The 21,171-nt window shown below is 58.7% G+C and carries 20 protein-coding genes; 11 read left to right on the top strand and 9 right to left on the bottom strand.

What is annotated here, in order from left to right; translation table 11 throughout:
- The 4 genes from nrdE to LG294_RS09515 all read left to right on the top strand — a co-directional run bounded on the left by nrdE (position 1) and on the right by LG294_RS09515 (position 6,023).
- Positions 1-2,139: a class 1b ribonucleoside-diphosphate reductase subunit alpha gene (gene nrdE / locus LG294_RS09530; protein ID WP_404285310.1), complete on the top strand. Its 2,139-nt coding sequence runs from the start codon at positions 1-3 to the stop codon at positions 2,137-2,139.
- A gap of 212 nt (positions 2,140-2,351) precedes the next feature.
- Positions 2,352-3,326 (top strand): class 1b ribonucleoside-diphosphate reductase subunit beta, encoded by a 975-nt coding sequence (nrdF, locus tag LG294_RS09525; RefSeq protein WP_404285309.1) that lies wholly within the window; start codon positions 2,352-2,354, stop codon positions 3,324-3,326.
- A gap of 144 nt (positions 3,327-3,470) precedes the next feature.
- Positions 3,471-4,742 (top strand): MFS transporter, encoded by a 1,272-nt coding sequence (locus LG294_RS09520; protein WP_404285308.1) that lies wholly within the window; start codon positions 3,471-3,473, stop codon positions 4,740-4,742.
- 51 nt (positions 4,743-4,793) lie between these two features.
- Positions 4,794-6,023: an FAD-dependent oxidoreductase gene (locus tag LG294_RS09515; protein WP_404285307.1), complete on the top strand. Its 1,230-nt coding sequence runs from the start codon at positions 4,794-4,796 to the stop codon at positions 6,021-6,023.
- A gap of 78 nt (positions 6,024-6,101) precedes the next feature.
- Here the strand turns inward: LG294_RS09515 and LG294_RS09510 are convergent, their stop codons facing one another.
- The 3 genes from LG294_RS09510 to LG294_RS09500 form a co-directional block, all read right to left on the bottom strand.
- Positions 6,102-6,305, bottom strand: coding sequence for a cold-shock protein (locus tag LG294_RS09510; RefSeq protein ID WP_096254701.1), 204 nt, complete (start codon positions 6,303-6,305; stop codon positions 6,102-6,104).
- Positions 6,306-6,845: 540 nt separating this feature from the next.
- On the bottom strand, positions 6,846-7,850 hold the full coding sequence (locus tag LG294_RS09505; RefSeq protein WP_404285306.1) for a MerR family transcriptional regulator: 1,005 nt from the start codon (positions 7,848-7,850) through the stop codon (positions 6,846-6,848).
- A 46-nt stretch (positions 7,851-7,896) separates the two neighbouring features.
- A complete protein-coding gene (locus tag LG294_RS09500; protein WP_404285305.1) occupies positions 7,897-8,826 on the bottom strand; it encodes an NAD(P)/FAD-dependent oxidoreductase in 930 nt (309 codons plus the stop codon).
- A gap of 78 nt (positions 8,827-8,904) precedes the next feature.
- Between LG294_RS09500 and LG294_RS09495 the strand changes: the two genes are divergently transcribed.
- Together LG294_RS09495 and LG294_RS09490 are read left to right on the top strand one after the other, a co-directional pair.
- Positions 8,905-9,489, top strand: a complete 585-nt coding sequence (locus LG294_RS09495; RefSeq protein WP_404285304.1) for a helix-turn-helix domain-containing protein — start codon at positions 8,905-8,907, stop codon at positions 9,487-9,489.
- Positions 9,490-9,561: 72 nt separating this feature from the next.
- Entirely contained in the window at positions 9,562-10,380 is an 819-nt protein-coding gene (locus LG294_RS09490) for a thioesterase family protein (protein ID WP_404285303.1), read from the top strand.
- Here the strand turns inward: LG294_RS09490 and LG294_RS09485 are convergent.
- Entirely contained in the window at positions 10,377-10,988 is a 612-nt protein-coding gene (locus LG294_RS09485) for a uridine kinase (protein ID WP_404285302.1), read from the bottom strand. The genes LG294_RS09490 and LG294_RS09485 overlap by 4 nt on opposite strands.
- Before the next feature lie 120 nt (positions 10,989-11,108).
- On the opposite strand from LG294_RS09485, the gene LG294_RS09480 reads away from it, so the two are divergent.
- A complete protein-coding gene (locus LG294_RS09480) occupies positions 11,109-11,846 on the top strand; it encodes a biotin/lipoate A/B protein ligase family protein (RefSeq protein ID WP_404285301.1) in 738 nt (245 codons plus the stop codon).
- Between the two features lie 98 nt (positions 11,847-11,944).
- On the opposite strand, the gene LG294_RS09475 is transcribed toward LG294_RS09480, so the two are convergent.
- Positions 11,945-12,223, bottom strand: coding sequence for a glutaredoxin domain-containing protein (locus LG294_RS09475; RefSeq protein WP_404285300.1), 279 nt, complete (start codon positions 12,221-12,223; stop codon positions 11,945-11,947).
- Between the two features lie 166 nt (positions 12,224-12,389).
- Between LG294_RS09475 and LG294_RS09470 the strand changes: the two genes are divergently transcribed.
- Positions 12,390-13,097 (top strand): SOS response-associated peptidase, encoded by a 708-nt coding sequence (locus tag LG294_RS09470; protein ID WP_404285299.1) that lies wholly within the window; start codon positions 12,390-12,392, stop codon positions 13,095-13,097.
- On the opposite strand, the gene LG294_RS09465 is transcribed toward LG294_RS09470, so the two are convergent.
- The 4 genes from LG294_RS09465 to LG294_RS09450 form a co-directional block, all read right to left on the bottom strand.
- Positions 13,094-13,633 (bottom strand): hypothetical protein, encoded by a 540-nt coding sequence (locus LG294_RS09465; protein ID WP_404285298.1) that lies wholly within the window; start codon positions 13,631-13,633, stop codon positions 13,094-13,096. The two genes, LG294_RS09470 and LG294_RS09465, sit on opposite strands and share 4 nt — an antisense overlap.
- Before the next feature lie 105 nt (positions 13,634-13,738).
- A complete protein-coding gene (locus LG294_RS09460) occupies positions 13,739-14,368 on the bottom strand; it encodes an MBL fold metallo-hydrolase (protein ID WP_404285297.1) in 630 nt (209 codons plus the stop codon).
- Positions 14,368-15,453, bottom strand: coding sequence for an S-(hydroxymethyl)mycothiol dehydrogenase (locus LG294_RS09455; protein ID WP_404285296.1), 1,086 nt, complete (start codon positions 15,451-15,453; stop codon positions 14,368-14,370). Before LG294_RS09455 ends, LG294_RS09460 begins: the two co-directional genes overlap by 1 nt.
- 155 nt (positions 15,454-15,608) lie before the next feature.
- Positions 15,609-16,052: a hypothetical protein gene (locus LG294_RS09450; protein ID WP_404285295.1), complete on the bottom strand. Its 444-nt coding sequence runs from the start codon at positions 16,050-16,052 to the stop codon at positions 15,609-15,611.
- A 137-nt stretch (positions 16,053-16,189) separates the two neighbouring features.
- On the opposite strand from LG294_RS09450, the gene LG294_RS09445 reads away from it, so the two are divergent.
- From LG294_RS09445 to LG294_RS09435, 3 genes are all read left to right on the top strand, one after another.
- Positions 16,190-17,116, top strand: coding sequence for an AraC family transcriptional regulator (locus tag LG294_RS09445; RefSeq protein WP_404285294.1), 927 nt, complete (start codon positions 16,190-16,192; stop codon positions 17,114-17,116).
- 207 nt (positions 17,117-17,323) lie between these two features.
- A complete protein-coding gene (locus LG294_RS09440; protein WP_404285293.1) occupies positions 17,324-17,638 on the top strand; it encodes a hypothetical protein in 315 nt (104 codons plus the stop codon).
- A 70-nt stretch (positions 17,639-17,708) separates the two neighbouring features.
- Entirely contained in the window at positions 17,709-21,164 is a 3,456-nt protein-coding gene (locus LG294_RS09435; protein WP_404285292.1) for a DNA polymerase III subunit alpha, read from the top strand.
- Positions 21,165-21,171 lie beyond the last annotated feature (7 nt).

The following is a 21,171-nucleotide window of genomic DNA, read 5'->3' as shown; positions in this document are numbered from 1 at the left end:
ATGAATGACACCAAAGAGCTCCCAGCTAATATGCAGGGCCTGAGCTACAACGATCTGAACGCCATGCTGAACCTCTACGGTCCAGACGGCAAGATCCAATTCGAGGTGGACCGCTATGCAGCCCGCCAATACTTCTTGGATCACGTTAATAACAACACCGTCTTCTTCCACGACCTGGATGAGAAGCTCGAATACCTGGTGAAGCACGAGTACTACGAGCGTGAAACCCTCGACCAGTACTCGATGAACTTCATCCGCGATCTGTTCAAGCGCGCCTTCGCGAAGAAGTTCCGCTTCGAAACCTTCCTGGGTGCTTTCAAGTTCTACACCTCCTACACGCTGAAGACCTTTGATGGCAAGCGTTACCTGGAGCGCTACGAGGATCGCGTGTGCATGGTTGCCCTGCACCTGGCCCGTGGCGATGAGGAGCTTGCAACGAGCCTGGTCGATGAAATCATCGCTGGCCGCTTCCAGCCCGCAACCCCCACCTTCCTCAATGCCGGCAAGGCACAGCGCGGCGAACTCGTCTCCTGCTTCCTGCTGCGCATCGAAGACAACATGGAATCCATCGCCCGCGCGGTAAACTCCTCACTGCAGCTGTCCAAGCGCGGCGGCGGCGTAGCGCTGTCGCTAACCAACTTGCGTGAGCACGGCGCACCGATCAAGCAGATCGAGAACCAGTCATCCGGCGTCATCCCAGTGATGAAGCTTCTTGAAGATTCCTTCTCCTACGCAAATCAGCTTGGCGCACGTCAGGGTGCAGGCGCGGTTTACCTCAACGCGCACCACCCAGATATCCACCGTTTCTTGGACACCAAGCGCGAAAACGCCGACGAGAAGATCCGCATCAAGACCCTCTCCCTCGGCGTGGTCATCCCGGATATCACCTTCGAACTTGCCCGCAAGAACGAAGACATGTATCTCTTCAGCCCATACGACGTGCAGCGCGTCTACGGCGTGCCATTCAGCGAAATCTCCGTTACCGAAAAGTACGACGAGATGGTCGATGACTCGCGCATCAAGAAGACCAAGATCAGCGCCCGCGAATTCTTTCAGACCTTGGCAGAGATCCAGTTCGAATCCGGTTACCCGTACATCATGTTCGAGGACACCGTAAACCGTGAGAACCCGATCGAGGGTCGCATCACGATGTCGAACCTCTGCTCGGAGATCTTGCAGGTATCTTCGGCTTCCGAGTTCGCAGATGACTTGAGCTACTCCAAGGTTGGCAAGGACATCTCTTGCAACCTTGGATCGATGAACATTGCCAAGGCTATGGATGGCAAGGACCTTGAAGGTTCAGTCGATATCGCCATTCGTGCATTGAGCGCCGTCTCGGACATGTCCTACATCGGTTCGGTGCCATCGATTGCTGACGGAAACAAGAAGTCGCACGCCATCGGCTTGGGCCAGATGAACTTGCACGGCTTCTTGGCCCGCGAGCACATCTACTATGGCTCCGAAGAAGGCATCGACTTCACCAACATCTACTTCTACACGATCCTGTTCCACGCATTAACTGCGTCGAACAAGATCGCCATGGAGCGCGGCGAAACCTTCGACAACTTTGAAAACTCGAAGTACGCATCCGGAGAATTCTTCGACAAGTACACCACCCAGCAGTGGGCTCCGGCCACCGCGCGAGTGAGCGAACTCTTCGACGGAATCCACATTCCTACCCAGGAAGACTGGAGTGCGCTGAAGGATTCGGTCATGAAGCACGGAATCTACAACCAGAACCTACAGGCTGTGCCGCCAACCGGTTCGATCTCGTACATCAACAACTCGACTTCCTCGATCCACCCGGTCGCAGCGAAGATCGAGATCCGCAAGGAAGGTAAGATCGGCCGCGTGTACTACCCGGCTCCTTACATGAACAACGAGAATATCGACTTCTACGAAGACGCTTACGAAATCGGCTACGAGAAGATCATCGACACCTACGCCGCTGCAACCCAGCACGTAGATCAGGGCCTGTCCCTGACGCTCTTCTTCAAGGACACCGTGACCACTCGTGACATCAACAAGGCGCAGATCTACGCATGGCGCAAGGGCATCAAGAGCCTGTACTACATCCGCCTACGCCAGCTTGCGCTGGAAGGCACCGAGGTTGAAGGTTGCGTCTCCTGCGCACTGTAATACCTCAAGTTTTTGATCGGTTAGCTGGTCATTAACATCACGCAACAGCTGCCGCTTGGTTTGACCAAACGGCAGCTGTTGCATATGAAATACCACGTCAGGTCCTCACCGATCTGACAATAACTTTATGCTTGGCTGCATCTGTAGAGTTCGAAAGAACGGTAGAGTTGTAAGCAAGTTCTTAACACGATTTAGCGTTTCGATGAGGGGCAATGACCGAGAAGATTAAGCTCGCCAACAAGGTTGAAGCAATCAACTGGAACCGCATCCAGGATGATAAAGACGTAGAGGTTTGGAACCGTCTCGTTAACAACTTCTGGCTACCGGAAAAGATTCCACTGTCCAACGACATTCAGTCGTGGGGAACTCTTACCGCGGCCGAGAAGCTGCTCACCATGCGCGTCTTCACCGGCTTGACCCTGCTCGATACCCTGCAGGGCACCGTAGGCGCGGTCTCGCTGATCCCGGATGCGTTGACCCCTCACGAAGAAGCCGTGTACACCAATATTGCCTTCATGGAATCGGTGCATGCAAAGAGCTACTCTTCGATCTTCTCTACTTTGGCTTCCACTAAGGAAATCGATGAAGCTTTCCGTTGGTCCACGGAGAACGTGAACCTGCAGAAGAAGGCTCAGATCATTGAGAGCTACTACCACGGTGAAGACCCACTCAAGCGCAAGATTGCTTCGACTTTGCTCGAGTCCTTCTTGTTCTACTCGGGTTTCTACTTGCCGATGCACTGGTCTTCGCACGCGAAGTTGACCAACACTGCGGACCTGATCCGTCTGATCATCCGTGATGAAGCCGTTCACGGCTACTACATTGGCTACAAGTTCCAGAAGGGACTTGAAGGAGCCAGCGAAGAGCGCAAGCAGGAGCTGAAGGATTACACCTTCGAGCTCATGTACGAGCTGTATGAAAACGAAGTTCAGTACACCCATGATCTCTACGATCCGGTTGGCCTGTCCGAGGACGTTAAGAAGTTCTTGCACTACAACGCCAACAAGGCTCTGATGAACCTGGGCTACGAGGCGATGTTCCCGGCAACAGTCACCGACGTATCGCCGGCGATCCTTGCGGCGCTGAGCCCGAATGCCGATGAGAACCACGACTTCTTCTCCGGATCGGGTTCCTCCTACGTGATCGGCAAAGCTGTGAACACGGAGGACGAGGACTGGGACTTCTAAGTTCCTAGTCACTTCCTGGCAATGGCCCCGTTTCTCAACGGGGCCATTGTCATGCCCGAAGAAACTCGCCCCCGACCAGCTGCGTATCGTGGATACTTGGACAGTAGAAACGGATTCATTGATGAGCGAACGCGGGGGGTGAATGTGCAGATCGAATCGGCGTCCAATGATCTCGGCACATTAGATGAACAGCAAGTGCAACGGATTCGACGAAAATCGATTTCGGTACTTGCGGCTGGCCAGATCCTTGGAGGGCTAGGCGGCGGAGCTACGCTGACCCTGGGATCCTTGTTGATTGTCAGCATCTCGGGTCTGGACTCACTTGCAGGTATGGCTGCCACGATGAATACGCTGGGGGCGGCGCTTATGGCGATTCCGCTGGCATTGATGGCCCAGAAACACGGCCGACGAATCTCCCTCTCGAGCGGTGCCCTGCTGGCGGCAAGCGGCGTTGTTGTCATTATTGCCGCCGCATTCCTCAACTTCTGGCCGCTATTAATGCTGGGTATGTTGGTCCTTGGTACGGGGGCCGCAATGAACCTCCAATCGCGTTTCGCCGCCACGGATCTTTCCACAAAGGCAACTCGCGGACGTGATCTTTCGGTAGTCGTCTGGTCAACGACCATCGGTGCAGTCATTGGTCCGAATCTCTTTGAACCCGGTGAAGTTATCGCCAAATACATCGACTTGCCGCCCTATACCGGCGGTTTCCTTATCGCCATGTGTGCTCAGCTAGCCGGCGCACTCGTTTACTGGATTGGGCTACGGCCCGATCCGCTGCGGGTAGCACAACGGCAGGCTTTGAGCCGAGCTGGTTCCGGCCAGCCTCGCCGCGGTGGCTGGCATATATTGCGTACGTCTATGCCAGCCCGTCGTGCAGTACTCACCGTCGCCTTGTCGCACATGTATATGGTATCGATGATGTCGATGACCCCGATCCATATGCAACATCATGGAGCAACTCTCACCTTAATAGGTTTCACCATATCCATGCACGTGGCAGGAATGTACGCGCTGTCACCGGTCTTTGGATGGCTGACCGATAAATGCGGCTCACGTGTGATCATCCTGGTAGGGCAGGCGCTACTCATCACCGCCAGCATCTTGGTATGGACCAACTCCGCGGATCATGTGGTTACTACCATAGCTTTGCTTTGTTTGGGCCTGGGCTGGTCCGCCTCAACGGTAGCGGGGTCAACCATGATTTCCGGTGCGGTGGGAATCAACGAACGCCCACAGTTGCAAGGAACTTCAGACCTTTGCATGAGCTTGGCTGGCGTATTAGGTGGGCTCTGCGCGGGTCCGATTCTTGCCGCCATCGGGTTCCAAGGATTAGCGCTAGTCCTGTTGGCTCTCGCTGTCATCATGAGCATGCTAAATATCAAAAGCTCTACGTCCGAGACTATCCATGAATAATAATTAGTGCCAAGGTGAAATTCAGGGACAATCGCTGAAGGGATAGCTCTCATGGAACCTAGGACTCGGTGCATCATCGTTGGAGGAGGCCCGGCCGGTATGGTGGCGGGACTTTTGCTAGCACGTAGTGGAGTCCCGGTGGCCGTATTCGAGAAACATAAGGATTTTCTTCGCGACTTCCGCGGAGATACCATTCACCCATCGACGTTGCAGCTACTTGACGAACTCGGACTGATGGAAGAGTTCGACAAGATCAATTACAGCAAAGTGACGCAGGCAAAATTTCCAGCACAAGACGGGATCCGCACCACGATACTTGATCTGTCGCTGGTCAAGCATCCCTATCCGTTCATCGCGATGGCTCCACAGTGGGACTTCCTCGATCTATTGGCTCGCGCCGGAGAGGACGAAGAGAATTTTGATCTTCGGATGAATTGCGAAGTGACCGAGCTGCTCACTGTGGAGGATCGCGTCGTGGGTGTGCGCTATTCGGGTCCCGAAGGAATCGGCGAGATGCGTGCGCTTTTGACCATAGCCGCAGATGGCAGATGGTCAAACATCCGGAATGCCGCGGGGATAGCCATTAAAGAGTTTGCGGTGCCCATAGATGTTTGGTGGTTCAAGATCTCCGGTGAACTGAATATAAAGAATGTTCTGTCTCCGGCTTTCGCCAGGAACCGATCATTTGTGCTCATTCCAAGGCACGGGTACGTTCAAACCGCCATGCTTTTACCGAAGGGGAAAGACGCAGAGCTTCGTGCTGAGGGTATTGAAGCTTGGCACCGGGCAATTATTGAAGCTGCGCCCGAACTCCAAGATGGTGTATCGGCGCTGACCTTCGAGGACGCTAAATTGCTGGATGTGAAACTTAACCGCGCGATACGGTGGTGGCGTCGCGGACTACTATGCATCGGCGATTCGGCACATGCCATGAGCCCGGTTGGGGGAGTGGGCGTGAACCTAGCGGTTCAGGATGCAGTCGCGGCGGCCCGAATACTTGCCGAACCGCTCAAAGCCGGAACAATTTCAGATCGAGACGTGGCCGCTGTACAGTACCGACGCATCCTCCCAACCATATTGGTTCAGAGCGCTCAGCGGATTATGCATTTAGGGCTACAACGGTTGATGAATACGAGCAGTGATGTTCTCTTGCCGGTACCTATTGCGAAAATCTTGCGTGCGTTTCCCAAGCTAGCTTCGATTCCGGCTCGGCTTCTAGGCGTAGGTATCCTGCGTGAACGACCGCCAGAAGCTGCAAAGCGAAGTTCAACGGAACGATAAAGACCCCTAGAAACACCAATGGTGCAGTACCATCCGAAACGGACGATACTGCACCAGAAGTTTGGCGGTTGCTAAAGCTTAGCGAGCCTGGATGTTGGTTGCCTGTGGGCCCTTTGGACCGGCTTCCAAGGTGTATTCAACGTTCTGGCCCTCTTCGAGGCTACGGAAACCGAAGCTCTGGATAGCGGAGTAGTGTGCGAACACATCTGCCGATCCATCAGAAGGAGCGATGAAGCCGAAGCCCTTTTCAGCGTTGAACCATTTAACAGTGCCAGTAGCCATGTTTTTATTTCCTTATTTATTCATTGGCCACTACGTGACCTTGTTGCCGAGTCGAAATCCGAAACGGAAAATTAGTGGTTACCTCGAGCAGTACTATCTTGGGCGATTTCCATGCCGTCGGTATCAGCTATCGAATGCTGATTTTGCCGATACCGGCCAAAACGGAGGTCGCTACGCACGCTAAATGTCCTTGCGGTCCATAGACATGACTGTGGAATCATGGCCAGAGTCAGTGGAGTAGAATTTGGAAGCCGCATCGTGGAAACGCTGAGAAGCGTCTGGACGAGCTGTAAGCGGTGAAGAAGAGAAGATGAAAATTCGTTTCGATAGGAGTTCGCTAATTCCGAAGAATCGTTGAACCGATTTGCTGCACAGACGATTTGCTTGTCTTGCTACAAATCTAAACTGCTAACATTCGCTGGCGGATGACTCACACCTTCAAACGTCGAGGTAACAAATTAAGCGTACCATCATTTTTCGAGCTTGTCCTACAGTCGACCTCTCATCAAGAGCCAGGCCGTAGGACATGGGCACTCAGGGCTACATATCGGAGTACCAGTGATCGAATGGGTTGGTGGGTCCGTCTCCGCCGTCCGGGTCATCGTCTTCGTCAAAGGATCGACGAATTGAATCGTCGTGGACACCCCCTTGGAATGCCAAGGAATCCCCGAGATAATCAGTGTTTTTTCCTAGTTGGATAAATAGCGGACCGGTTGGCAGAGCGCCTTGCTCATACATCTCGTGGTGCACATGATTGGTCATTTGACGCCATGCTCCAGAACCAAATGCTCGGAAATTCTGACCGGTGAAAGAAATTTGAAAATCAGGCAAATTAGTTTTCACGGCTTCCGGTGCAAACGATATGTCCTCTCTTGCCTCGATGCCCGCGTGCATTCTGAATGGGGTCCCGGCATCCGGCTCGTCCATTGTCTCGATCCAGTACCAGATCTGAGATTTGATTTCACCATCGTCGGTTCCCGGCAAAAGCTTGTCGGCAAGAGCCTTTGTTGCTTGCTTGAGATTGCCGACGCTTCTTGACGAGAGAGGGACCGAAATGCTGACCAGCTCAGAATGAGGCACTGGACTGAAGCCGGAGCCCTCAACTTGCGGTGGCATCGGACGCAGGCATCCGCTGAGTGTTGGCGGCGGGATCCTGTCGTAATTGATGACGAACATACTCGAATGCATCTCGGCAAACCCTGAAAGCGCATCTTCGACGCCCAAAGTGGCGGCAAGCGCACCGTAGGTTTGTAAATCCTTCGTGATCCGATCTCGCAGTGCGACCTTCCTGCTTTCGAGGATAGCTTCATACGAGTCATCATCGACTTCGTCGATAATGATCCGCTTGATAGCAGCCAGCGGGAGTCCAAGATGCTGATGCTGGCGAATCTGCATCATTGTTTCAAACTGAGCCGAGCTATATTTTCGGTAGCCCGTGAACTGATCGACCCGAGTCGGAATGAGCAGACCGAGCTTCTCATAGTGGTGAAGCGTCTTCACCGTCACGTTCATCAACGCGGCAAATTCCCCAATGCTGTATTCCATGTAGATATCGTATTGTCTGCCCTTGGGGGAGGGTTCAAGCCTTGAGTCACTTTCTAGCTAATTTTTTCTTGGCCGATTCCATAACTAGATCAGCATTGATGGCGGCGCCAGCCATAGTTCCGGCTGCGGTCGCCAAACCGATCATTGCCCCTAGGTTTGAGATGTTTCCGGCGGCGTAAACCCCGGGAACGCTCGTGGCTCCCATTTCGTTGACCGAGATGAACTCTCCCATGGGGTTTTGGCTCAAATCTCCGCCTAAGCCGAGGAACAGCGATGCGTTTGCCTTCATCTGACTTGCCACCACTACTGCCTGAGCGCCAAGGGTGCTCCCGTTGTTCAAAGCCAAGGACTGTACCTGCCCGTCGTCGCTGACGGCTATGTCGGTGACTTGCGCATCGACAACTTCTATTCCTACTGCGGCGAGCAGTGCGCGGTTTTCTGCTGTCAGGGATTTCGGCGCGTGGTTAACGTAGGTGATAGTGTCGCTGAGCTGGCGAAAGAGTAGAGCCTGATGTGTGCTCATTTCGCTGACACCTAAAATGGCGATCTGCTGATCGCGTACCTCCCATCCATGGCAGTACGGGCAATGCAGGGCAGAGGTGCCCCAAGCTTTTTGAAGTCCTGGAATCTCTGGCAAGGCATCGGATAGGCCGGTTGCTAGAAGGATTCGTTCCGCCTGCCATTGGGAGGCTTGGGTGGAAATTATGAATCCTTCTTCTAGCGAGCCGCTCAGTGACTCAATGCGGGCTGATGCAAACTCGACTCCGTAATCAGTGGCCTCCGCGCGGCCTAACTCCAATAGCTTGTGCGGGCTGATGCCTTCATGGCCAAGCACGTTGTGCGCGTGAGCTGAGACTGCGTTGCGTGGATTGCCTTCGTCGACCACTAGGACTTTGCGCCGCGAACGGGCTAGTGCGATCGCTCCGGCTAGTCCTGCGTTGCCGCCTCCAACGATGATGGCGTCGTATTTTTCCATGGTGCTCTCCTTGGCTGGGGTTATCGAATCACTATCTAACCTATCGATGCCTTGCAGTTATCGTGTATGTTTTTGCGTATGACGCAAGAACTGGATTTAGACTCGGTCATTCGACAGCGAATTCGAGCCCTACGCCAAGGCAAGGGGTGGTCTCTGGAGGCCCTTGCCCACCGGGCAGGACTCAGCGTTTCGACGCTGAGCCGGATTGAGACCGGAAACCGCCGGATCGCCCTGGACCAGCTGGTGCCTATCGCCAAGTCCCTGGGCACCACCTTGGATGAGCTCGTGGCGCCCGCCGACGGGAAAGGGGTGATCATCGGACCCGAGCCGATTGCTGTTCCCGGAATGACGATGTGGAAACTATCGGACGACGATGCTGTCAACGGGGTGATCGTCACGAAGATCCGGTACGACCCGCAGCAGCAGCAGGTGATCCCGACAGAGGACAGGGTCCACCCGGGCAAAGAATGGTTCACCGTGCTCTCGGGCGAAGTGCAGCTCAGGCTCGGTGAACGTGTCTTCCACGTGAAGGCAGGGCAGGCCGCGCAATTCGACACCATGACCCCACACTCGGTTCGCGCCATCGGTGGTGTCGCTGAGGTGCTGAGCATGATGGACAGCGCAGGCACGCGCGCGCATCATCACGACGGGCATGCAAACTAAGCCGCACCACGAACCAAGTTTGGCTAGGCTGTGACCAAGAACCATTCAGCTTGCAGACCGGGAGATCGATTCATGACACACCAGCTCGAAGATGAACTGGACAAGATCCTTGCCAACGGCGACTTCTACTTTGAAGAGCTGGGAGATGGGCGCTATCGGTCATCTTGGCATACCCAGGGCGCATGGAATCCTCACGAACAGCATATGGCCCCGGCTTCGGGGATCTTGACCCATGCTTTGGAGAACTTCCAGCCTCGCGACGACATGCGCATCGCCCGGCTGAGCTTCGAAATCCACGGACTGATTCACGCAGGTGAATTTGAGGTCACCACGCGGATGATTCGTCCGGGCCGGACCATTGAACTGATCGAAGCCGAGATGACGGCCAAGGGACGCACTAGCATCGTAGCTAGGGCGTGGCGAGTGATCACCGCAGACTCAACCGCGGTTGCTGGAATTGAAGATTCCAAGGTACCGGGTCCCGAGGACGGCGAACCGCAGAACATCTCCGTGCAGTGGCCCGGTGGGTACATCCGTTCCATCGAATTACGCGCTGTTCCCGGCCGCCGTGCGGGTAAGGGAATCGCTTGGCTGCGGACACCTTATGCGTTGCTAGATGGTGTACAAGCTTCGCGATTGGCAAGTCTGATCGGGCTGGTGGATACCGCCAATGGAGTGGTGCCCCGCGTCGAACCTGGCGATGGCAGCTGGATGTTCCCGAATCTGGATCTGCAGATCCATATGTACCGTGTGCCGGATGGAGAATGGCTGGGCCTCGAAGTGCAGCAAAGCTACGGCAGCGACGGTATTGGCTTGACCTCCACCGTGCTTCACGATGTCAACGGACCCTTTGGCCGCGCCGAGCAGATACTGACCGTGCGCCAGCTCTAATCGTTAGCAGCCGCTAATTCAGCCAGTAGCTTCTTCAGCTGGGCTTTAGGCATGATGGTGAAGCCCTTGGCCCGGTAGGTTTCGCGATCTGCGCCGTGAGCGCGGAACAGCGCATAGCCGCGCTTAATCAAAAACCGGACCGGCTTTCGGCGCTCGGAAACATCGCGGATGAAGCGTCGTACCGTGGTGAGAAGCGCAGGTTCATCCACATAGTAGGCCTGGACGTTGATTCCCTTGGCACGCAACGGTTCCAGCACCTCGGAGAGGAAAATTCCTTCGGCGATAATCGGACCGCCGGTTCCATGCACTTCGCGATGCCCGTGATAGCTGGAGGTAGTGATCGAATAATTCGGCACCACAGTATGGCCCTGGAGCAGCAGTTCATCGACCGCGTTCAAAGCTGCATGCTGGTTCCACGTACGCGGATGATCCCAATCGATTTCCCCGTATCCGGTGCGCGGAAACAATTCGGGGTGCCCATCTTCGCTGATCTGGCGGTAGAACTCGTCCAGTGGAAGGTGCGGATTGCCAAAACGGTTGGCAAGGTATGACTTGCCAGAACCGGATGGACCGCCGAGAAGGATCACTGGGGTGGAAGAATTAGGCACCAGATTATTATCACGCAGAACCTGCCGTTACCCGAATTCTGAGCCTCTCATCACAGCCTCGAGCGCTCCTTTAAGGCGCGGTGAGCCAGTGTACGAAGCGGACTGAATTAGACTCGGAACATGACCCTTTGGAATCCCGAATCGAGCGCGCCGCTTTCCTACCAGTTTGAGGAAGCCAGCGGAGATCCCGAAGCTGACTTGGAGCGCGGGGTTCATCTGCTGCGAGAAGTTCAGGCCGGGACCAAGGGCCCATTATTACGTTTCTATCGACCCGATCCAACGCTGGCTTTTGGCCAGCGCGATATCCGTCTGCCTGGATTTGAACGTGCCGCCCAAGCGGCCCAGTCTGCCGGCTTCGCGCCGCTGGTGCGCAAGGCCGGCGGGCGAGCGGCGGCCTATCACCGCGGCACGCTGATCGTGGATCATATCGAACCGCACGCCGAAGCGATCATTGGGCAACAGCAACGCTTTAAGGTTTTCGCCGACCTCTATGCGCGAGCCTTCCGCCGGCTGAAAGTTGATGCGCATGTGGGGCCGATCCCCGGCGAGTACTGCCCGGGGGACTACTCGGTCCATGGGGTTCCCTCAGCTGGGTCACGCAGCGAGGTCCCGGTAAAACTTATCGGTACCGCGCAACGGGTGATCTCCGGGGCATGGCTGTTCAGTAGCGTTTTTGTCATCGAGGATTCCGCTCCATTGCGTTCGGTGCTCGATACCGTGTACCGGGCGATGGAAATCCCCATGGAGCCGTCCACCGTGGGCGCCGCAGATGATCTTGTCTCCGGGGTCACCGTCGAGAGCTTTATCGAGGCATTGCTCGCCGTCTACCGGGAGCACACCGAATTGCTGGAGGCCTAAGCCTCCACGGCTGCGGTTCAACAAGTGAAGCCCGGCGCTTTCCCCTCTCGGGGAAAAGCGCCGGGCTTCGAATGCTTAGAACGGTCTAGTGCGGGGGCTTAGAGGCCGACGCGTTCGACGACTTCTTCGATGCGCGGGTTGGTAGCCGCGGTGCCATCAGGGAAGATCAAGGTCGGGACGGTCTGGTTACCGCCGTTGAAGGACTCCACGATCTCGGCGGTGCCTTCGACATCTTCGATATTTACCTCGGTGTACGCCACACCCTTCTGATCCATCAGCCGCTTGAGATTGCGGCAGTATCCGCACCAGCTGGTGGTGAACATGGTGACCCCACCCGCAGCAGGAACATACTTTTCAAGATTTAATTCGTTGCTCATACTTCATGCAACCACGTGAACTATCGATTTGTTCCACTTTGCGCCCGCGGGTCAGAAGAATTTTGCGACGCACTTCTTGTCCGCACCCAAGCTCGGGGCGCGGACTACACTGGTGCCCATCGGTTAGGTTCGAAGAGAGGCGAAAAAGATGTGTGGACGCTACGTCATGGCCAAAGCGATTGGCGACCTCGTCGCGGAGGCCGAAGCCGAGGCAGACGACAACCTCCAGCTGCGCCACTCATGGAACGTCGCCCCCACCACGGATGTGCCGATCGTTCTCGAACGGCTGATCGACGATGCACTGCACCGCCAGGTCCATGTGGCCCGGTGGGGCCTGGTTCCCGGCTGGGCCAAAGAGCTGTCGGTGGGGGTGCGCGCCTTCAACGCCCGGAGCGAGACCGCGGCCAGCAAACCGACCTTCCGGTCAGCGGTCAAGAAGCGCCGCGCGGCCGTCCCCATGCAGGGCTACTACGAGTGGAAGAAGGAAGGCAGCAAAAAGCGGCCATTCTTTGTGCACCGCGAGGATGGGAAACTGATGTTCTTCGCCGGACTCTACGAATGGTGGAAGGACGAAAACGGTGACTGGATCCTGTCCACCTCGATCCTCACCATGGATTCGCCATCTGTCGAGGAGCCCGGAGTGCTAGGCGAGCTCGCCGGGCTGCATGACCGGCTGCCGATCCCGCTGGATCCGGAGATGTTCTCCCGCTGGCTGAACCCGAGTGACGCTGACGGCGAGGGGCTCATCGAAGAGGTCCGCGCGCGGGCCTACGATGTGGCTTCCACCTGGAGCCTGTACGAGGTGGACCCCGCGGTAGGCAACGTGCGCAACGATTCGGCAGAGCTGATCGAAGAGCACAAGTCGTTGTTCTAGCTCTCCTGGCCCCGCCGCGCGGCGCGCCGGCCAAGCGTGAGCCCGGTACTGGCGCCCAGCATCACGAAGCCGAGTCCCAAAGCAATCTTTCCGAAGATCAACGCGGCGCTCGCCGAAATCTGCCCATGGAGTTCCGCGGTGCTCAAGGGCGCGTAGGCGAACCAGCCAAATGTTTTCACCTGGACGCTGTCCCACCACAGCAGACCTCCGGCGGCAAGCAGCAACAGCACACCGATCCCGAGCGGGATCCATGGCGCGATCCGGCCAAGCCAGGTGCCCTTGGAGAGCAGAAAGCCGCAGCCCAGAGCGCAGCCGGCGAGCCCGAGTCCAAGCAAAAGCTGGCCCAGCAGCATGGTGGCGCTGGGCCCGAAATGGAACGTATCCTCGCGCAGCGACACATAGGATCCGGAATAGATCGTCACCATCTGCCGGCTGTCCCACCAGAGCAGTCCGACGCCTGCGAGTAAAAGGAAAATTCCGAGGCCGAAGGATAGCGTGGGGATCTTGCGCGGTGCCGCGGCTAGAGATTCTGGCATGGGAACTATCTTCCCATGCCCACTCCAGTTACCGCGTGTATCTGGAGTTAAAAACTACCGGCCAGCTTCTGGAAGCCGGCCGGTAGTCAAAGAAAGCTGCGCAGCTTAGTGTCCGCGCGCGATCCATTCTTCAAGATTCGGCGCTTCGGCGCCGATGGTGGTGGCATCTCCGTGACCGGTGTGCACCACGGTCTGCTCCGGCAAGACGAACAGCTTGGTACGGATCGACTCGATAATCGTCTCGAAGCTGGAGTGGCTGCGGCCGGTAGCCCCCGGTCCGCCGTGGAACAGCGTGTCACCGCTGAACAGCACACCCAGGTCCTCGGCGTAGAAGCAGGTGGAACCCGGGGAATGGCCCGGGGTATGCAGCGCGGTCAGCGTGGTGTCGCCGATGGTGAAGGTATCGCCCTCCTGAATTTCGGCATCGGGCTTGCGCTCGGGGTAAACGTTCTCCCAGAGCATGGTGTCGGCCGGGTTCAGGTACAGCGGAGCCTCGACGACATCGGAGAATTCGACCGCGGCGCGGATGTGGTCATCGTGCCCGTGGGTGAGCAATACGGCCATCACTTCGCGGTCGCCGACCTGCTCGAGGATCTTCTCCACGTCATGAGCCGGGTCGATCACCAAGACCTCGGAATCGTTGCCGATGATCCAGACGTTATTGTCGACTTCCCAGGTGCCTCCGTCCAGGGAGAAGGTGCCCGAGGTGACAATGTTCTCGATCTGCGCGCTCATTAAAGCTCCACCACCGAACGCAATACGGTGCCTTCGTGCATCTTGTCGAAGGCTGCCTCGATCTCGTCCAGCTTGATCCGCTCGGTGACGAAGGCGTCCAGGTCCAACCGGCCCTGCTTGTACTGCTCCACGAGCATCGGGAAGTCGCGGCTCGGCAGGCAGTCGCCGTACCAGGAGGACTTCAGCGATCCGCCGTGTCCGAAGACGTCCAGCAGCGGCAGTTCCAGCTTCATATCCGGGGTCGGCACGCCGACGAGCACCACGCGGCCGGCAAGGTCACGGGCGTAGAAGGCCTGCTTGTAGGTTTCCGGGCGGCCCACCGCGTCGATAACCACGTCTGCGCCGAAGCCGCCGGTCAGTTCCTTGATCGCTTCGATCGGATCGACCTTCGAGGAATCGACGGTATGGGTGGCGCCGAGCTGCTTTGCGGTCTCCAGCTTCGTCGGGTTCAGATCCACAGCGATGATGGTGGTGGCACCGGCCAGCTTGGCGCCGGCAATCGCTGCCACTCCTACGCCGCCGCAGCCGATAACCGCTACGGACTCGCCGCGCTTGACCTCACCGGTGTTCATGGCCGCACCGATGCCGGCCATCACGCCGCAGCCGAGCAGGCCCACGGCGGCCGCGTCTGCGTCCTCATCCACCTTGGTGCACTGTCCCGCGGCAACCAGGGTCTTCTCGGCGAAGGATCCGATGCCCAATGCAGGGGAGAGCTCGGTGCCGTCCTCCAAGGTCATCTTCTGGGTAGCGTTCGCGGTATTGAAGCAGTACTGCGCCTGGCCCTTGGCGCAGGCACGGCACTGGCCGCAGACCGCACGCCAGTTCAGGATCACTCGGTCGCCTACGACCACATTGGTGACGTTCTCACCGATCTGGCTGACTACCGCGGTGGACTCGTGGCCCAGCAGGTACGGGTAGTCGTTGCCGATTCCGCCGAGCTTGTAGTGCAGATCGGTGTGGCAGACCCCGGCGGTCAGCACGTCGACAACGACCTCTCCGGGTCCCGGGTCCGGAACGATGATATCGACGACCTCAACCGGGGCGTCTTTGGCGCGGGAAATAACGGCTTTGACCTTATGCGGCATGGATTTGCTCCTGAGATTAATTGTTCGTGTGTCTTGATGCTATCGGTGCGCTCCAAGCTAATCGAGTATTCGGGACACAGTGACGTAAGAAGTTTCGCGCGCGGCGTACTCCGACGCATCGGCGTCGCTGCGTTCGGCCATGGCAATGCGATGGATCAGACAGTGAGGAGCAGCAGCAGTGCCCCGGCTGCGGAGCCTACTGCGCGCAGCACATTGACTCGGTGCCAGCGGCGCCGATAGCGCGTCCACGGTATCGTTGCGCGCTGCAGGGCACGGTTCAGGGGAACGCTGAGGAAGATGGTGAGCAGCGCGCCGGACAGCACCAGCAGGGAGCCCATCGCAGGGACCAGCAGGCCCTGCGCCAAGGCGTACGCGGTGTAGCCAAGACTGCTCAAGAGGCTAAGAAAGAACAAGCCGAGAAACGCTGGCCGTTCGGCGTGCTGGTTCACCGAAATCATGAAGTCGCCGGCCGCCGAATTCTGGACCGAGGTCAGTGCCGGGAAGACCACCAGTGCGAAGGCGGCATAAAATCCAGCAACAATCCCAGCGCTGCTAATAGTTGCTATGAGCAATGCGGCCGCTAGCCATTCGGGGATCATCTCACCGCCCCTGTCCGGGACGTGAGAGCTGGGGTGGGAGCCGTTTTCCTGTGCATGGTATTCATTCAAGCGCACGGATTGCAGATGCAGAATGTTTGAAACTCGACAAAGCATGCGCCATCGTCCAATCTGAGGGAGTGAGCGCTCAACATGCTTTTCCCACGGGGCCGCGTGCCCGTGATGGCTTCATCCTGCGTATGAGCATGGAAGGGAACTGGGAAGTCGAAGTCCAAGATCGCTGCGCGTTGACAATCCTGGCGGTGCGCACCGGATCTTGCGCGGTGCAGCGCGGTGCAGCAACGGTCCAAGCCGAACCGGGAAATTTAGTGGTCATTCATGGGACGGCGCCTTATCGGGTGTTTGCGGACAGCACGCAGCCGCGTGCCGCCGCCGTTGAAACATACCTGATTGGACCAGACCAGCAATGCCTCGGCCCTGCGGCCCGGCCGGTCACTGAGACCCTGCGGCACGGCGTCCGCTCGTGGGGTAACGCCCGCGACGGTGCGGACCAGCTGTTGGTCTGCACCTTCACCACGACCAGCGCGATTACCGACTTGATCTGCGAGGGGCGAGCGCTATGCCTGATAGAGGATGCAGCGCTCTGGAATTGGGTTGAGCTGCTGCACCTTGAAGCCGAGCGGCAAGGGCCTGTGCAGTCGCTGGTCTTAGATCGGCTTTTGGATATCCTCGCACTCCAAGTACTGCAGCAAATGCCGGGGGCTGGCATGGTCCCAGGCGCAAAACCGGGGATTTCAGCTGCTGTGGGGGCAATGTGGTCCGAGCCGGAGGAGCCCTGGAGCGTTGCACTGCTTGCCGGGATCGCTGCCATGTCCCGTTCGGCCTTTTCCGCGGCGTTTCATGAAGCCATGGGAATGCCGCCGGTTGGATACCTCACCCGGTTGCGTTTGGCGCTGGCTTGGGATGCCCTGCAGAGCACCGATTCTTCATTGGGGCAGATAGCCCGTGACGTCGGTTATTCCTCCTCTTTTGCGCTGAGCGCTGCCATGCGTCGGGTCTATTCGCTCAGTCCCTCTGGAATTCGGGCGATCCGAAGGAATAATTGAACCCTCCACCGGCTCAACCGTTCCTCACGCTGCGCGACGGCAAAGTGCGCCACTTGGCGGCGTGGCCCCGCGAAGCTCCCGAATCCTAGACGCGGCCGGGGCTCTGATACGTCACCAACCTAAACTGTCCGTCGATCTGACTAGCGTAACTATTGTTCGAACACGTATTCGAATAAGATTGAGTTAGCAGGGTTGAAGGAGTTGCACGTGGGCATTTTTACCGAGTCGATTCAGGTTTCCTGCGCCCCGAGCGGGGTGCCATTGCGGATTTCCTGGCAGGGTTGCGAATATCGGCTGGTCGCTGAGCCTCAGCGATGGTTCGAGCGCCGCAAGTGGTGGGACGAAAACCTGCGCATACCCCGCGGGATCGGTGCTGGACTAGTGGATTACGAGATCTGGCGACTTGAAATAACCCAAGCGGCGGGCCGCGGTCCCACTCGGAGCATCGACGTAAGCTTCGACCCGCAATCCACTCACTGGCGACTGATCCGGGTAAACCAGGAACTGCCAATCAGCGCCTGACCGGGCATAAATGCACATCTTTCGAAACTTTGTTCTAATGGTATTCCAAGCTGTTTCGAAGGATCCGACCATGAGCTTCACCCACCTGAATGTCACCTCCTCCTATAGCGCGCACTATGGCGTCTCCAGTCCGCCCCAGTTGGCGGCCGCCGCCCGCGCGCAGGGAGCCGAGGCGCTGGCGCTCACCGATCGGGACGGGCTCTTCGGCGCGGTCAAGCATGTCGGAGCCTGCCTCACCGAGGGGCTGCGCCCGATCCTCGGAGTTAACCTCGCGATACTTGACGGCCATGGAAAACCCGCCGGACGCATTATCCTGCTCGCCCGCGGAAACACGCAAGGACGCGGGTACGCCGCGCTGTGCCGAGCGGTCTCCGCGGCGCACCAAAACCCACGCGGAATCATCGGGCTGAGCCAAGCCGACCTGGCGCCGCGGCTGGCCGGCGGGCAGCTGATGCTTCTGCTCGGTGCCGAATCCGACGTTTCGCGGGCCATCGAACGCGGCAAGTACTCCCAGGCCCGTGCGCTGATGGCCCACTGGAAGAAGCTGGCCGGCGGGCAGCTGCGCGCAGAAATCACCACCCATCTCTCCGCTCCCGGCAAGCGCTACAGCCTGGGCTTCGCCAGCAAGCTGCTGCGTTTCGCCGCGGAGCTGGGCGTCGCACCGGTGCTCAGCAACGCCGTGCGCTATGCCGATGCCGACGGGGCGGTCACCGCCGACATTCTCGACTCTGCCCGGGTGCTCGGCAGCCTCAGCGCGTTGGAAGAACTGCAGCCCACCGGGCAGGGGTGGCTGAAATCCCCGGCCCAGATGCACCAGCTGGCCCAAGACCTCTCCCGGGTGACCGAACGCGCCTGGGCTTACAAGCTCCTGCGCAATACGGAGCAGCTCGCCGACTGGGCGGCATTGGATGCTCATACGGATCTTGGCTGGAAGCAGCCGGTGATCCCCGAAGCGAAAATTATCGGCTTGCACCGTCCGGCCCAGCAGGAGCTGACCGAACGGGTTTTCGCCGCCGCTCCGCGGCTGCTGCCGAACACCAGCCGCAGCGAGATCGAGAAACAGCTGGCTTTGGAGCTGGGGGTGATCGAACGGCTGGACTTCGCCGGCTACTTCCTCACCGTCGCCGAAACCGTCAACCTGATCACCGGCATGGGCGTGCGGGTGGCCGCCCGCGGCTCCGGCGCTTCCTCCCTGGTCAATTACCTGCTGGGCATCAGCCAGGTCAACCCGCTGCAGCACGATCTGGTCTTCGAACGTTTCCTCTCCGATACCCGCACCACCTTGCCGGATATCGACATCGACGTGGAATCCGCGCGCCGCCACGAGATCTACCACAAGATCTTCGACACCTATGGCGAGGAGCGCGTGAGTCTGATGAGCATGCAAAACGCCTACCGGGCACGCGGCGCTGTCCGCGACGCCGGAGCCGCACTCGGTCTGGAGCCAGAACAGGTCGACGAGATCGCCAAGCAGCTCTGGCGCTTCTCGGCCTCCTCCTTCCGCGAGGCGCTGGAGGAAAAGCCTGAACTCGCCCCCTTGGCCAAGCGCATCACCTCCGACGGGCAACTGGACATCCTCATCGACGCGACCGAACGCCTGGACCGGCTGCCGCGGCATATCTCCATGCACCCCTGCGGGGTGATCCTCTCCGACGCGAGCTTGCTGGACCGCACCCCGGTCCAACCTTCCGGGATGGGACTGCCCATGAGCCAGTACGACAAGCACGATATGGACCTGATGGGGCTGATCAAGCTCGACGTGCTCGGAGTGCGCATGCAATCGGCGATCGCCTACACGCTAGAGGAGATCAAACGCCTGCACCCCTCGAAGCAGGCGGTCGCCCGCGCCGGGGGACACCGGCACGCGGAGTACATCGAAGAGAATGGGCAGATCGACTTCGCCCGCGTTCCGCTGGATGACCCCATCACCTATGAGCTGATCCGCTCCACGCACACCCTGGGCTGCTTCCAAATCGAATCCCCGGGCCAACGCGAACTGATCGGCAAACTCGCCCCCACCGAATTCAACGACCTCATCATCGACATCTCGCTGTTCCGCCCCGGACCCATGCAATCGAATATGGTCAAGCCCTACCTGGAGCACCGCCACGGCTTCGCTCCCGAGCAGTTCCTGCACCCGGATCTGAAGCCCGCGCTCGCCGAAACCCATGGGGTCACCGTCTTCCATGAACAGGTGCTGCGCATGCTCCACGTGATGACCGGCTGCACCCTGGGGATGGCAGATGTCTACCGCCGGCATCTGGGCAACCCGGCCCAAGAACCCGCGGTCGAAAAATACTTCCGCACCAGCGCTGCGCGAAAGGGCTACGCGCCGGAGATCATCGACAAGGTCTGGAAGGTGCTCGCGGGCTTCGGCTCCTTCGGCTTCTGCAAAGCCCACGGGGCCGCCTTCGCCGTACCCACCTACCATTCGGCCTGGCTAAAGGCGCACCACCCCGAGGCATTCCTCGCCGGCATCTGGGAGCACGACCCGGGTATGTACCCCAAACGCCTCTTGGTCTCCGAGGCGCGCCGCATGAACATCCCCATCCTCCCGCTGGACGTCAACCGCTCCACCGGCCACTACCGAGTCGAACGCGTATTCGAAAATGCTGTGCGTGGCACGCCGACCGTCCCGCGCGCCGCCGGAACCATCCGCCCCGGCCAATACGGCATCCGCCTCGCCTTCCGCGATATCCACCAACTGAGCGAACGCGAGGTCACCCGGCTGGTCGCCGGGCAACCCTATGACAGCCTCGCGGACGTCCGCCAACGCGCTGGCCTGTCCCGGCGCAGCTACCAAAATCTTGCGGCGCTCGGCGTCTTCGACTCGCTCCTTGCAGGCACCAGCAGGGCGGACACCATCGCCCACACCCAATCCATGGCGCACGCAAGCATCCCGGCCAAATACCGGCCCGGCCCTGGACAGCTCGCCCTGCCCTTGGGCGCCATTGAGCACATCAAAGCCACCGGCAGGCAGTTGAGCACCGAAGAAGTAGTGCGCACCGAACTGGACCTGCTGCACCTGGACGTGAGCGAACACCTGATCACCTCCTACCGCGCGCGACTGGCCCACCTGCCCATCACCCAGGCGGTGGAACTGCTCCACCTGCGCAACGGCGCCGAAGTGCTGGTGGCCGGGGTGCGCATCGCCACCCAGACTCCGCCGATGCGCGGGGGCAAGCGGGTGGTCTTTATCTCGATCGACGACGGAACGGGGTGCGTGGACGCCACCTTCTTCGATGACACCCAGCAGCGCACCGGCCCGCTGCTCTTCTCCACACGCATGCTGCTGATCCATGGCATCACCCGGCGCACCGGACCGCGCGGCATCTCCCTGCAGGCCCTGAACGCCTGGGACCTGCACCAACCAGAGACGCTTCCGGCCGCCGGGTATCTAGGCGACGCCAATCGGCCGCAACCCAGCTACCGGCCCAAACTCAGCCAAGCCGCCACGGAAGGGGAAAGCGTGGGCGAACTGGCCAAGCGCATGAACGCCGAGGGACTGGACCAGCGCGGGGCATAGGATCATT

It is taken from the genome of Glutamicibacter arilaitensis (assembly GCF_044793945.1).
GTDB classification, from domain to species: Bacteria; Actinomycetota; Actinomycetes; order Actinomycetales; family Micrococcaceae; genus Glutamicibacter; species Glutamicibacter arilaitensis_B.
Note: the sequence above shows the minus strand (reverse complement) of the source record. Positions and strands in the feature narration are given on the sequence as shown.